General features: G+C 34.1%; 12 protein-coding genes. 11 read left to right on the top strand and 1 reads right to left on the bottom strand.

Going from position 1 to position 13,670, the window contains the following annotated elements:
• Nucleotides 1-145 precede the first annotated feature (145 nt).
• From tig to rpoD, 6 genes are all read left to right on the top strand, one after another.
• Nucleotides 146-1,429 (top strand): trigger factor, encoded by a 1,284-nt coding sequence (gene tig, locus ACFO5Y_RS04735; RefSeq protein WP_138403733.1) that lies wholly within the window; start codon nucleotides 146-148, stop codon nucleotides 1,427-1,429.
• Nucleotides 1,430-1,555: 126 nt separating this feature from the next.
• On the top strand, nucleotides 1,556-2,800 hold the full coding sequence (gene clpX, locus ACFO5Y_RS04730) for an ATP-dependent Clp protease ATP-binding subunit ClpX (RefSeq protein WP_138403734.1): 1,245 nt from the start codon (nucleotides 1,556-1,558) through the stop codon (nucleotides 2,798-2,800).
• A 17-nt stretch (nucleotides 2,801-2,817) separates the two neighbouring features.
• Complete coding sequence (gene yihA / locus ACFO5Y_RS04725) at nucleotides 2,818-3,402, top strand: ribosome biogenesis GTP-binding protein YihA/YsxC (protein ID WP_138403735.1); 585 nt, start codon at nucleotides 2,818-2,820, stop codon at nucleotides 3,400-3,402.
• A 20-nt stretch (nucleotides 3,403-3,422) separates the two neighbouring features.
• Entirely contained in the window at nucleotides 3,423-4,679 is a 1,257-nt protein-coding gene (locus tag ACFO5Y_RS04720; RefSeq protein ID WP_197103330.1) for an MFS transporter, read from the top strand.
• A gap of 25 nt (nucleotides 4,680-4,704) precedes the next feature.
• Nucleotides 4,705-6,555: a DNA primase gene (gene dnaG / locus ACFO5Y_RS04715; RefSeq protein WP_197103333.1), complete on the top strand. Its 1,851-nt coding sequence runs from the start codon at nucleotides 4,705-4,707 to the stop codon at nucleotides 6,553-6,555.
• A 13-nt stretch (nucleotides 6,556-6,568) separates the two neighbouring features.
• The gene (gene rpoD / locus ACFO5Y_RS04710) at nucleotides 6,569-7,771 is read left to right on the top strand and encodes an RNA polymerase sigma factor RpoD (RefSeq protein WP_231606801.1); all 1,203 of its coding nucleotides are present in this window, start codon (nucleotides 6,569-6,571) and stop codon (nucleotides 7,769-7,771) included.
• Nucleotides 7,772-7,839: 68 nt separating this feature from the next.
• Here rpoD and ACFO5Y_RS04705 read toward each other — a convergent pair whose 3' ends face one another.
• Nucleotides 7,840-8,868 carry a lipoate--protein ligase gene (locus tag ACFO5Y_RS04705; protein WP_197103335.1) on the bottom strand — a complete coding sequence of 343 codons (1,029 nt, stop codon included), beginning with the start codon at nucleotides 8,866-8,868 and terminating at the stop codon, nucleotides 7,840-7,842.
• 172 nt (nucleotides 8,869-9,040) lie between these two features.
• Between ACFO5Y_RS04705 and ACFO5Y_RS04700 the strand changes: the two genes are divergently transcribed.
• From ACFO5Y_RS04700 to ACFO5Y_RS04680, 5 genes are all read left to right on the top strand, one after another.
• Nucleotides 9,041-10,054, top strand: coding sequence for an LLM class flavin-dependent oxidoreductase (locus ACFO5Y_RS04700; protein ID WP_197103337.1), 1,014 nt, complete (start codon nucleotides 9,041-9,043; stop codon nucleotides 10,052-10,054).
• A gap of 423 nt (nucleotides 10,055-10,477) precedes the next feature.
• The gene (locus tag ACFO5Y_RS04695; RefSeq protein WP_138404992.1) at nucleotides 10,478-11,209 is read left to right on the top strand and encodes an amino acid ABC transporter ATP-binding protein; all 732 of its coding nucleotides are present in this window, start codon (nucleotides 10,478-10,480) and stop codon (nucleotides 11,207-11,209) included.
• An 18-nt stretch (nucleotides 11,210-11,227) separates the two neighbouring features.
• Nucleotides 11,228-12,055: a transporter substrate-binding domain-containing protein gene (locus tag ACFO5Y_RS04690; RefSeq protein ID WP_197103338.1), complete on the top strand. Its 828-nt coding sequence runs from the start codon at nucleotides 11,228-11,230 to the stop codon at nucleotides 12,053-12,055.
• Nucleotides 12,056-12,141: 86 nt separating this feature from the next.
• The gene (locus ACFO5Y_RS04685) at nucleotides 12,142-12,849 is read left to right on the top strand and encodes an amino acid ABC transporter permease (protein ID WP_197103340.1); all 708 of its coding nucleotides are present in this window, start codon (nucleotides 12,142-12,144) and stop codon (nucleotides 12,847-12,849) included.
• 30 nt (nucleotides 12,850-12,879) lie between these two features.
• Nucleotides 12,880-13,524 carry an amino acid ABC transporter permease gene (locus tag ACFO5Y_RS04680; RefSeq protein ID WP_197103503.1) on the top strand — a complete coding sequence of 215 codons (645 nt, stop codon included), beginning with the start codon at nucleotides 12,880-12,882 and terminating at the stop codon, nucleotides 13,522-13,524.
• The last annotated feature ends 146 nt before the right edge of the window (nucleotides 13,525-13,670 follow it).

The raw sequence follows: 13,670 nt of genomic DNA, 5'->3' as shown, positions 1-13,670 counted from the left end.
TATGAATAATATGTGATATTATATTGAAAAAAGACTTGCGTATGCTATATCTGTACGAATTGTTGAGTAAAACTGTTTACAAAAGGGCAATTATCGGTTAGAATACAAAGGTATGTAAAACAAGAAGTGTTGGAGGGTTAACTTAATGACTACAAATTTTGAAAAAGCAACAGGCAATGAAGGTACATTAACTTTTGAAATTCCTCAAGAGGAAGTAAAAAAAGGATTAGACCAAGCCTTTAAAAAAGTACAAAAAACTGTATCAGTTCCAGGTTTCCGTAAAGGGAAAGTTCCACGTCAAATTTTTAACAACGTGTATGGTGAAGAAGCTTTATATGACGAAGCTTTAAACGCTGTATTACCGGATGCATATGAAGCTGCTGTTAAAGAAGCAGGTTTAGATGTGGTTGGACAACCAAAACTTGATATCGAAACAATCGGTAAAAAAGAACCTTGGGTAATGAAAGCAGAAGTTACATTAAAACCAGATGTTGAACTTGGTGATTATAAAGGACTTTCAGTAGAGAAACAAGATACTGAAGTCACTGAAGAAGACGTTCAAAACGCAATCAAATCTCGCCAAGAGAAATTAGCAGAATTAGTTGTTAAAGACTCAGAAGCGGTTGATGGTGATACTGTCGTTATCGATTACGAAGGTTTCGTAGATACTGAAGCATTCGATGGTGGTAAAGCAGAAAATCATTCATTAGAATTAGGATCAAATTCATTTATTCCTGGTTTCGAAGAGCAATTAGTTGGAACTAAAGCTGGCGATAACGTAGATGTTAACGTTACTTTCCCAGAAGAATACCAAGCTGAAGAGTTAGCTGGTAAAGAAGCTGTGTTCAAAGTAACAGTACACGAAGTTAAAGCTACTGAATTACCTGAATTAGATGATGAATTTGCTAAAGACGTAGATGACGAAGTTGAAACTTTAGCAGAATTAGAGAACAAAATTCGAGTTCAATTAGAAGAAGAAAAACAACAAGCAGCTAAAGAAGTCTTTGAAGACTTAGCTTTACGCCAAGCTGTTGACAATGCAGAAGTTGAAGGTGGCGTTCCATGGGCTATGGTTCATGAAGAAATTCACCGTCAAATGGACTACTTCTTAAATAACTTAAGTCGTCAAGGTATTCAACCTGAAATGTACTACCAAATTACTGGTACAACATCTCAAGACTTACATGATCAATTCGAAGAAGAAGCTGAATTACGTACTAAGACAAACTTAGTATTAGAAGCTATCGTTAAAGCTGAAAATCTTGAAGTAAGCGACGAAGAAAAAGAAGAAGAAGTAAAATCTCTTGCTGAACAATATGGTATGGAAGTTGACCAAGTTCGTGGATTTGTTTCTGACGACATGTTAGATTCAGATATCAAGATGAAGAAAGCAATGAGCATCATTGTTGACTCTGCAGAAGAAAAGTAAGATAGTAAGGATTAAAGATTAATATTATAGAGGGATTGCAAGAGTCACTAGTGTTTAATTTGGGGCTTCTTTGCATCCCTCTTTTGATGTTATTTATATATTGAAAAGAATTAAGGAGGATAATAAATGGCAAAAAAAACATCGGATATGACTAATTTCTATTGTTCGTTTTGTGGAAAATCACAAGATGAGGTTAATAAAATTGTTGCAGGACCAGATGTATATATTTGTGATGAGTGTGTCGAATTATGTAAAAACATTATCGACGAGGAACTGAAAAGTGAAAGAACTCATGAACCTGTAAAAATGTTAATTCCAAGCGAAATTAAAGACGTTTTAGATGATTATGTTATCGGACAAGATGCAGCTAAAAAATCACTTTCAGTTGCTGTTTATAATCATTATAAAAGAGTGAACCAAAACATGATGGATGATGATGAAGTTGAGTTACAAAAAAGTAACATCGCTTTAATCGGGCCAACTGGATCAGGTAAGACATTCTTAGCACAAACAATGGCGAAAACATTAAATGTTCCATTTGCGATTGCTGATGCAACGACATTAACTGAAGCAGGCTATGTAGGGGAAGATGTTGAGAACGTTCTATTAAAATTAGTTCAAGCAGCTGATTATGATATGGAGCGCGCTGAAAAAGGAATCATCTATATTGATGAAATTGATAAAATTTCTAGAAAAAGTGAAAATGTATCAATTACACGAGATGTCAGTGGTGAAGGTGTCCAACAAGCCTTATTAAAAATATTAGAAGGTACAGAAGCAAATATACCTCCTAAAGGTGGACGTAAACATCCAAACCAAGAATTCTTAAAATTAGATACTAAGAACATCTTATTCATCGTTGGGGGTGCCTTTGATGGGATCGAAACGATTGTGAAAGAAAGATTAGGAAGCAAAGTCATCGGTTTTGGGAAAACAACTGGGAAAGTTGATGAAACGAAAAGTTTAATGCAACAAGTAACTTCTGAAGATTTACTTAAATTCGGATTAATCCCTGAATTCATTGGTCGTATTCCTATTACAGCAGCTTTAGAGAAATTAACAGAAGAAGATTTAATTTCAATTCTAACAGAACCAAAAAATGCACTTGTTAAACAATACAAAAAACAATTATCAATGGATAATGTTGCCCTTGAATTTGAAGAGGAAGCTCTACAAGCCATTGCGCAACAAGCGCTTGAACGTGGAACGGGTGCACGTGGTTTAAGATCAATCATCGAGAATGTGATGTTAGAAATTATGTACGAAGTGCCAAGTCGTGAAGATATCGCTAAGATAATTATTACGAAGGAAAATGTCGAAGGTGCACATAAACCTGAATACTATAATATTGACAATCGAAAAATTTCATAAAAGCGAGGCAGCATAATATGAAAGTACAAAATCCAAAACTCGAAATAACTGCAGTAAAGCTTGATCAATATCCTTCTATGGATAAACCTGAGATAGCTTTAGCAGGAAGATCAAATGTAGGAAAATCATCGTTTATTAATACGTTGATTGAAAGAAAAGGCTTAGCTAGAACATCTGGCCAACCAGGGAAAACACAAACGTTAAATTTCTATAATATGGATGATAAATTTCGATTTGTAGATGTACCTGGTTACGGCTATGCGAAAGTATCCAAAACAGACCGGGCTAGATGGGCTAAGATGATAACTGAATATTTAACAAACCGAGATAATTTAGTGACGCTCTTGTTATTAATGGACTTCCGTCACGAACCGACAGAATTAGACATTCAAATGAAAGAATTTGCTGATGAATTAGACATTCCATATGCAATTGTTTTAACCAAAGTTGATAAAATTAAAAGAAGCCAACGAAATAAACATATTTCGATGTTTACTAAAAAGCTAGAATTACCAACGAGTGATGCATTGTTTTTATTCTCTTCAGAAACAGCTGAGGGGAAAGATGATATTTGGGAAGTAATTGAAAGTCAAATCAACTAACAAGAGAACAGGAGAATAAAATGTTTAAGCAACTAAAAGGTCAGTTTAATAAAGTAGAGTGGAGTTGGATGTTTCAGGATTGGGCAAACTCAGCCTATTCCTTAATGATCACAACAGCCATATTCCCAATATTTTATAAGTCTGTTGCCGATGCAGCAGGTATAAGTGGGGCAGATTCAACGGCTTACCTTGGTTATACTAATGCGATCGCAACGGTTCTAACAGCTGTTTTAGCCCCATTTCTTGGGACGAGTGCTGATTATAAAGGGTATCGAAAACCTTTATTCACAATTTCAACACTCTTAGGTATCACAGCTGTATTTTCAATGATGTTTATTGGAAATGGTAACTGGTTATTATTGCTAGTTGTTTATGCGATTTCTTCATTTGGTTTTCACGTAGCGAATATATTCTATGATAGTTCGATTATGGACGTAACGACACCGGAACGATTAGACCAAGTCAGTTCAACTGGCTTTGGTTTAGGCTATATCGGAAGTGTGTTTCCGTTTTTAATATTTATGGTGTTCCAATTAACAGGGATATTCCCTGCGAATGTTACTGTCAATATTGGATTTTTACTTACAGCGGCTTGGTGGTTTATCTTTACTATTCCGTATTGGAAGAATGTAAATCAAGTGAATTACTTAGAAAAGACTGAAGGTATTGTTCAAACGACGGTGAAGTCATTAACTGCTACAGTAAAAGAATTAAAGAAATATCCACATATATATTTGTTTTTATTTGGTTATTTCTTTTATATTGATGGTGTCGGAACAATCATTGCGATGGCCACTTCAGTAGGTACTGATTTAGGCTTATCAGCAAATGAACTCATTATCATGTTGTTAGTTGTTCAAATCGTCGCATTCCCGTGTTCAATTATGTACGGATATTTAGCTAGACGATTTGGTACTAGAACGATGTTATTTGTTGGTATTGCTACTTATATAGTTATTTGTATTTTCGGATTAAGCTTAGATTCATTTACTGATTTCATGATTTTAGCTGTACTAGTTGGAACGGCTCAAGGTGGAATTCAAGGTTTAAGTCGATCATACTTTGGCCAGATTATCCCTAGAGAGAAGAGTAATCAGTTTTATGGTTTCTATAATATTTTTGGGAAATTTTCTTCCGTATTAGGTACGACTATTTTAGGAGTTGTAGCGCAGATAACAGGTGATTCTTTAAAAGGATTATTTGCTCTAATCGTGCAATTTATTATCGGTGCGATTCTGTTATACATGGCAAAACCAAGCAAAAGTTACAATAATTAACTTGAAATAATAGAGGTGATTTCAATTGAGTTATATTCCAGAGGAAGTTATCAACGAGGTTAAAAGTAATGTTGATATCGTTGAACTCATTGGACAATATGTTCAATTGAATAAGCGTGGAACTAACTACATGGCCTCATGTCCTTTTCATGAGGATAACAATCCTTCTTTTTCAGTATCACAGCCTAAACAAATTTATAAATGTTTTAGTTGTGGGAGAGGGGGGAATATCTTTGGTTTCTTACAAGAAATTGAAGGTATTTCTTTTACTGAATCTGTAGCAAAAGCAGCTGAGTTTGCGAATATTACTGTTGATGAAAAATATATTCAAGCTCAGCCGTCAAAACAGCAAGAATTCAGTTATTTATATGATATACACGAAAAAGCAAACGATTTTTATCACTACTACTTAATGAGTACAAATAATGGTGAAGAAGCTTATGATTATTTAATTCAAAGGCAGCTAACAAAAGAAGTGTTAGAAGTGTTTCAATTTGGCTTAGCGCCAAATAACTCACAATTGTTAGTCCAATATTTACAAAAGGCTGGATTTACATCCGAACAGCTTGTTGATTCTGGTATTTTTTATATGGCAGACTCTGGCGAATTAATCGATCGTTTTCGTAACCGTATTATCATTCCGCTTCGTAATAGTCGCGGAGATGTTGTGGCGTTTTCTGGGCGTGTCTTTCAAGAGAATAGTGATAAGTCGGCCAAGTATTTGAACTCACCTGAGACGAATATTTTTAAAAAGGGTAAGTTAATTTATAATTTAGACAACGCAAGATTACCCATTCGTAATCAGAATAAAGTGTTAATTGCAGAAGGTTACATGGACGTCATTAGTTTATACCAAGCTGGATACGAGAATGTAGTTGCTTCGATGGGGACAAGTTTGTCGGAGGATCATTTAAAACAATTAAGTAAAATGACGAACACTTTAATCTTTGCCTTTGATGGCGACGATGCTGGGCAAAAAGCAACAAGTCGAGCTTTTCAGACTGCTCAAGGGATAACGAATGCAGAAATCAAAGCAATTCAAATACCTAATAAACTTGACCCTGATGAATGGATTAAGGAACACGGGCAAGAAAGTTTCCAACAATTAATCAATCAAAGTATTTCACAATTTGAGTTTAATCGAGAGTTTTTTAAGAAAGATTACAATTTAAACGATGAATATGAACTTGCACAATATATTGAAAAAGTTATCGAATTAATTAGCCAAATCAAATCACCTATTGAACAACAATTAAGAATTAATGATTTAGTGAATGAGTATCATCTTTCGGAGACGATTATTACCGAACAGGTCAATCGCGCTCGTGATATTCGACCGAATAATTACAATCAACCTACTGAACAATATAATAGTGTGGAACCACCTCAATCTAGTTATTCTAATGCGCCAATTACTACGCAAGAACCTGCTTTACAAATTAAATCAAAACGAGCATATAATAGTGAGAAACAAATTATATTTTATTTGATTTACTTCGAAGAGGCATGGGATTATATGGAAGAGTTAAGTAATCCTCCAGTGTTTTTTCATGATTTTACAAGTAAAGCATTTTTTGAGCTAGATCGATATTATTATGAAGGAAATCATTTGCCACTCACTGGTATCATTGATAGAATAAACGATACCCAAGTAAGTCATTTTTTAACTTCGTTAATGTGGGAACAAGAATTATTCGATTTTACACGTCAACTATTAGATGATTGCTTCAAAGTTTTACAGCAAGAATTTATTCAACAAGAGATCAATGAATTAAGAAAGAAAGTTGTTCAATATCAAAAACAACAAAATTATTCAGAAATGAATCATACTTTAACAAGAATCATGAATTTAACGCGTCAGATTAAAGAAATTTAGGGGGCTTACTTATATGACTGAAAAAGATCAAGTTCAAGAAGAACAGCAACAACAGCAAGATGGAAAAACAATTGAGCAAAAAGATCCTCAACAAGAGCATGTAAAAGAAGAAAGAAGTAATGAGTTATCACTTACGTTAGATCAAGCAACGAAACAATTAATTGCTGAAAAGAAAACGTTAGGTCAAATTCATTATGATGAATTAACGAAATCAATTGCAAGTCCATATGAATTAGATGCAAATGCTATTGATAAATTAATTCAACAAGTAGAAGATAGTGGTATTGCGGTCGTTGGTGACGATGGTGGACCAACTAAACAACAAATGGTACGTGCAGAAGAAGGGGACAAGTCTACAACAGCGTCTTCAGCAGCCGTATCTAAGATTAAAGTAAGCGATCCAGTTCGTATGTACTTAAAAGAAATTGGTCGTGTTGATTTACTTACTGCAGACGAAGAAGTATCGATTGCAAAACGAATTGAAGATGGCGATGACTTAGCTAAACAAGAATTAGCAGAAGCAAACTTACGTTTAGTTGTATCGATTGCAAAGCGTTATGTTGGGCGTGGTATGTCTTTCTTAGATTTAATTCAAGAAGGTAATATGGGATTAATGAAAGCTGTTGAGAAATTTGACTACCATAAAGGATTTAAATTCTCTACATATGCTACATGGTGGATTCGTCAGGCAATCACAAGAGCAATTGCTGACCAAGCAAGAACAATCCGTATTCCTGTACATATGGTAGAAACAATTAATAAATTAGTACGTGTACAAAGAACATTATTACAAGATTTAGGTAGAGAACCGACACCAGAAGAAATTGGTGCTGAAATGGATCTACCGACTGAAAAGGTCCGTGAAATTCTTAAGATTGCTCAAGAACCTGTTTCCCTTGAGACACCAATTGGTGAAGAAGATGATTCTCACTTAGGTGATTTCATTGAAGATGAAGGGGCTATGAGTCCAGAAGCATTTACTTCAAGTTCTTTATTAAGAGAACAATTGGAAGATGTCTTAGATACATTAACTGATCGTGAAGAGAATGTTTTACGTCTTCGTTTTGGTTTAGATGACGGTAATATTCGCACTTTAGAACAAGTAGGTAAAGTATTTGGTGTGACACGTGAACGTATTCGTCAAATAGAAGCGAAAGCATTACGTAAATTACGCCACCCAAGCCGTTCTAAGCAATTAAAAGATTTCTTAGAGTAGGATACATAATTTAAGATAAAGAGGCTATATCGTTGGATATAGCCTCTTTTTACTATGTTTTATTCTGTTTATTGTTCTAAAATCAAATCAACGATATTTTCGGCTGTAATCTTACCAAAATACTCATTAAGTTCAATTGGTGTAAGAGCTTCTAATAATTCTTTACGTTCAACACGTGTTCCGATTAAAGTATTTTCAATATCTTTTATATCAGCTTTTCCAAAAAAGTCGCCATAAATACGGATTTTCTGAATTTTCCCTTTATCTACACTAAGTGTCAACGATACTGTACCACCTTCAAAACGTCCATCAGCATTATAATCGTAACGTGGTGATTTGCCATAATTCCAATCCCAATTAGCAAATTTTTCTTCTGCAATCTTATCTATGGCAGCCCATTCTTCGTCTGTTAGACGGTAATACTTAATGTCATCAGGATGATTTACTTCACACAGATGCATTAACATTGTTTTTTCGAAATCTTCTACCGTAATATCTTGATATTCTTCGGCTAGATGTGGTCGAATTGGTGTAACACGACGACGCACTGATTTGATTCCTTTAGATTCTATTTTTTTACGATTAGGTCGCAGGGCACTTTCAACGGCATCAAAGTCGATATCTAATAAAAGAGAGTAGCCGGCATATAGTCGACCTTTTTGAATTGTAACAGCCGCACCAGAAACCTTTTGTCCATCAATTTCTAAATCATTTCGCCCCTTACGACCGACATTTTTAGCACCTAACTGTTTCAAACCATCGATAGTTGGTTGATAAATACGATCAAAGTTCTCATCAAAATTTGTAGAAGGATCATCTATAATAAAGACAAAATTCGCGTGGTTTCTATCCATATAGATTGCACCACCACCGGTTTCTCTTCTAACGATATCAATATTGTTTTTTGTTATATATTCTTGATTCACTTCTTCAACTATATTTTGATATTTTCCAATTTGGACGGAAGCACTTGGTCGATATGGGAAAATTAAGGATTCATCCAACTTAATGTTTTCTAAAGCGTAAATATGCATAGCTAATTGAGTAGCATGATCTAACACCTCAACACCGTTTCGAATATGTTCAATCACGTACATGATACGACCCCTTCATAAGTTTAATAAGGTCATTATATCATAGTGCATATTATATGCTATAACAGACAAAATCATGATATAAACTACTTTAAAAGTAATTACTATTAGAAAGATAATAATTATGATACAGTAATAATAATAAATTATAACAGTTATTTGAGAGGAGAAAACATTGGTTAAATTAAGTGTATTAGATTATGCTCAAATCGATGAACTGAAAGATGCACAATCTGCGTTAAAAGAGTCCACAGACTTAGCAAAAGTTGCAGAAAAATTAGGTTTTCATCGTTATTGGGTTGCTGAACATCACAATGTTCCAGCTTTTGCAAGTAGTTCCCCTGAAATGTTAATGATGCATATTGCTGATTCGACAAAGAAAATCCGAATTGGATCTGGAGGCGTTATGATACCTCACTACAGTCCATATAAAGTAGCAGAAAACTTTAGAATGTTAGAAGCATTTCATCCAAACCGTATTGATTTAGGTATCGGTAATTCTTTAGGAACTAACTTAGTTAACAAAGCGTTAAACGAAACGAAAGAACGAAAATTACCCTATAATCAAAGTATTCAAGATTTATATAAATATGTGACAGATACAAATGACGCTGAACATCGTTTAAATGATATTACTGCCAATCCTAAAGTCGATACAGTGCCCCAGATGTTCCAGTTAACAACAAGCACTAGAGGAGCAAAAAACGCTGCTAAAAATGGACTTGGATTGACCTTTGGTTTATTTCCAAATGCAAGCAGTGATAAATTGAATGTCGGGAAAGAAGCGGCGGAAATATACAGAAGTGAATTTAAAGCATCAAAAGCAGTAGAGCGACCAATTGTCATGTTCTCGCCATTTGTAGTTGTTGCTGACACAGATGCAGAAGCAAAAGAACTTCAAAAAGCATTAGATGTTTGGCTACTTGGTAAAAACCACTTTGATGAATTTAAGCAATTTCCGTCAGTTGAAACTGCGAAGAATTACCAATTTACTCAAGAGGATTTAAAGATTGTACAAGCTAATCGTTCAAGAATGGTTGTCGGAGATATTGATTCTGCTAAGGTGCAATTAGACCATCTAGTAAATCAGTTTCAAGCGGATGAAATATTAATCATTCCATTAATGCCAAAAATCGAAAATCGAATCAAAGCATTAGAGTTATTAGCGGATAGTTTTTCTATAAAATAAAATTAAAAATAAATAAGTATTTAAAAATTTCCATATTAAATATATGGAAATTTTTTTATTTTTTTTGAAAAAAGAGAAGCTAACATATATTTGTAATAAACTTTGAATTTATCAGGAAATATAACAATTTAGAAGAAAGTGACCAAGTTATTATTTTTTGACTATGATTCAAATTTCATGTGCAATAGCTTTCAAATCAGTGTCCATACCGTTTTTATATTGAAATCTAATACTTTTAATTAAATCAAGTCATGTCATATTATATGACATGACGCGTATATTAAAACATCAGAAAAACAGTTGTAAACTTGTGATAAATTAAAAATAACATTAAATAAATGTAAAAATAATACTAGTTTTATCAAAAAGTTTATGATAATCTTCTAATTAAGCTTTAATAGCTTTGCGAAAGGATGTGAAAAAATGATACATATGAAAGACGTCAATAAGTATTTCGGAGATAATCACGTGCTAAAAAATATCAATTTGGATATTGAAGAAGGCGAAAAAGTAGTTATTATTGGTCCTTCTGGATCTGGAAAGAGTACATTAATACGTTGTATGAATCGTTTAGAAGAGATTACTGATGGCGTCGCTGAAGTTTACAATGTCGATTTAACACAGAAAAACGCACCTATTCAGAAAGTGCGACAAAAAGTTGCGATGGTGTTTCAAAACTTTAATTTATATTCTCATAAGACTATATTAGAGAATATAACTTTAGCACCAATCAAAGTTCAAAAGGTGGATAAAAAGCAGGCGGAAGAATCCGGAATGAAGTATTTAAAACGGGTTGGCCTAGAAGATAAAGCACATGCTTATCCTGCTCAACTTTCTGGAGGGCAACAACAACGTGTTGCGATAGCGAGAGCATTAAATATGCATCCTGAAGTCATTTTATTTGATGAACCTACTTCAGCATTAGACCCAGAAATGATTCAAGAAGTGTTAGACGTAATGATCGATTTGTCTCAATTAAATATTACCATGGTAGTTGTGACACATGAGATGGGCTTTGCCAGATCAGTTGCTGATCGTATTATTTTTATGGATAATGGTTCAATTGTAGAAACGGGTACACCAGACGTATTCTTCTCTCAAACAGAAAACCAACGTGCACAAGAATTTTTAAGTAAAATCATTAAACATGCTTAATTAAAAGGAGAACAAACTATGAAAAACTGGAAAAATAAATTAGTTGCATTATCACTTTTAGGAACAACGTTACTTGGAGGATTGGCTCCTAATACAGCTTTTGCGCAAGAAGAACTGCCAGCTCAAGTTCAAGCAATTAAAGATGCCGGTGTGTTTAGAGTGGGGATTAAAGAAGATGTGCCACATTTCGGATTTTTAAATCCTGATACGACTGAACATGAAGGATTTGAAATTGATTTAGCAAAATTAATCGCAGAAGAAATTACTGGTAGTGCAGATAATATTGAATTTACTGGTGTAACACCTAAAACACGTGGACCATTATTGGATAACGGTGAAGTAGACGCAGTGATTGCGACGTTTACAATTACACCGGAACGTAAGGAAACTTATAACTTTACTGACCCATATTTTATTGATGAAGTTGGCTTTTTAGTTCGTACAGAAGAGGGCATTACTGATTTTGCTGGCTTAGAAGGAAAAACGATTGGTGTTCCTCAAAGTGCAACAACGAAAGATTTAGTTCAAGCAGAAGCAGATGCTCAAGGTGTTACGGTTAATTTTAGTGAATTAGCTACTTACCCAGAATTAAAAACAGCCTTAACTTCTAAACGTATTGATGCTATGTCAGTTGATAAATCAATCTTAGCTGGTTATGTGGATGATAATAGCCAAATTTTAGACATTGGTTTTTCTCCGCAAGAATACGGTATCGCAACGAAATTAAGTAATGATGAATTACACAATTACTTAAATGATTTAATCAATGGTTGGTTAGAAGACGGTACTTTAGCTGAATTACTTGAAGCGAATGGCGTAGAAGCAACTAGTTCTGAAAGCGAATAATATATTTCAAAATCATAACCTAAAGTGTGTGACGTATTTCAATGCATATGTCACACATCTTTACGGTTAATTAGAGGAGGGAAAGCATGTCAGTGTTATCAGGTATCTCATGGTTACAAGAAGGGCCCTTTGCGTTATATCGTTGGGGTGATCTATTTGAAGACATTCCCCTTTTCATGGAAGCCTTTATTTACACTATTGGGATTTCAATATGTGCTTTAATATTCGCATTTCTATTAGGAACGTTTTTAGGAATCAGTTCTTCATCAAGAAGTAAAGTACTTTCGATATTCACACGTATTTATGTTGAGTTATTTCAAAATACACCTTTATTAATTCAAATATTCTTTGTTTATTATGGCTTACCAATGGTAGGGATTGTTTTAGACACGTATATTATTGGTATTATTTGCGTTGGCCTTTATCACGCAGCTTATATTGCAGAAGTTATAAGATCCGGTATTGGTTCGGTGGCAAAAGGACAAATGGAAGCAGCATTATCCCAAGGGTTTTCTTTTTGGGAAAGTATGTGGTTAATAGTATTACCACAGGCTTTTAGAATTATGTTGCCGGCATTAACAAACCAAGTCGTAAACTTAATCAAAAACACTTCAGCCATTGCTATTATTTCTGGAGCAGATATTATGTTTACTGCCAATAGTTGGTCGTCAATGAATTTACATTACGTGCCAGCCTTTGCATTTGCTGCCTTTTTATACTTCCTACTATGTTTCCCACTTACGCAATTATCTGTGCGTCTAGAAGAGAAGAATAAGAAAGCTTACACTAGGTAGAGGAGGATCAGAATGAGTTTCATGGAACAAATGCAAGAATTATTTACAGTGAACAATATGGTTTTCCTTTTGGATGGTTTATACCTTACGCTTTATATTTCTGTTATCGCCATATTTTTAAGTTCAATATTTGGAACAATACTTGCCATTATGCGTAATCAAGAAAGAGGATTACTAAAATGGATCGCAACGATTTATATTGAAATTGTTCGTAATGTACCGAATATCTTATGGATATTTGTAATTTTTTTAATTCTTCGACTAAAATCTGTTGATGCAGGTGTAGCAAGTTTTACAATCTTTACGACGGCTGCCTTAGCTGAAATTATTCGAGGTGGATTAAACAGTGTCGCCAAAGGTGAGATTGAAGCAGCTGAATCACAAGGCCTAGCAAATTCACAAATCATGTGGCACATAATACTTCCGCAAGCGATTCGGAATATGTTACCCGCGATTATGTCACAATTCGTGACTGTGATAAAAGATACGAGTTTCCTATGGTCTGTACTCGCTTTACAAGAATTACTAGGTAAAGCGAATATACTGATGGGAAGATATACTGCAACTTCGCAAGTGTTCGTATTATATGGCTTGTTAGCCTTAATTTACTTTGTAGTAAACTTTACGATTTCACAAATTGCACGAAAATTAGCAAAGAATACTAGTAACAGATAAATTTTAAAAGAAATACATATAATCAGAAGCGATTAGTCTCAGATACTAATCGCTTTTTTGATCTAAAAATTTTATGAATAAATATAAAAGATATGGCTAGTATAATTTACTTAATTAATTTGGTATTTAGTGATAAAATTAAAGTA

This window comes from Ruoffia tabacinasalis, assembly GCF_042652985.1.
Lineage (GTDB): Bacteria > Bacillota > Bacilli > Lactobacillales > Aerococcaceae > Ruoffia > Ruoffia tabacinasalis.
This window is presented reverse-complemented; position numbering and strand designations above follow the sequence as displayed.

Bases quoted from the DNA above. Each gene is read 5' to 3' on its own strand.
- tig (WP_138403733.1), top strand. From the start codon at position 146: ATGACTACAAATTTTGAAAAAGCAACAGGCAATGAAGGTACATTAACT.
- clpX (WP_138403734.1), top strand. From the start codon at position 1,556: ATGGCAAAAAAAACATCGGATATGACTAATTTCTATTGTTCGTTTTGT.
- yihA (WP_138403735.1), top strand. From the start codon at position 2,818: ATGAAAGTACAAAATCCAAAACTCGAAATAACTGCAGTAAAGCTTGAT.
- ACFO5Y_RS04720 (WP_197103330.1), top strand. From the start codon at position 3,423: ATGTTTAAGCAACTAAAAGGTCAGTTTAATAAAGTAGAGTGGAGTTGG.
- rpoD (WP_231606801.1), top strand. From the start codon at position 6,569: ATGACTGAAAAAGATCAAGTTCAAGAAGAACAGCAACAACAGCAAGAT.
- ACFO5Y_RS04705 (WP_197103335.1), bottom strand. From the start codon at position 8,868: ATGTACGTGATTGAACATATTCGAAACGGTGTTGAGGTGTTAGATCAT.
- ACFO5Y_RS04695 (WP_138404992.1), top strand. From the start codon at position 10,478: ATGATACATATGAAAGACGTCAATAAGTATTTCGGAGATAATCACGTG.
- ACFO5Y_RS04690 (WP_197103338.1), top strand. From the start codon at position 11,228: ATGAAAAACTGGAAAAATAAATTAGTTGCATTATCACTTTTAGGAACA.
- ACFO5Y_RS04685 (WP_197103340.1), top strand. From the start codon at position 12,142: ATGTCAGTGTTATCAGGTATCTCATGGTTACAAGAAGGGCCCTTTGCG.
- ACFO5Y_RS04680 (WP_197103503.1), top strand. From the start codon at position 12,880: ATGCAAGAATTATTTACAGTGAACAATATGGTTTTCCTTTTGGATGGT.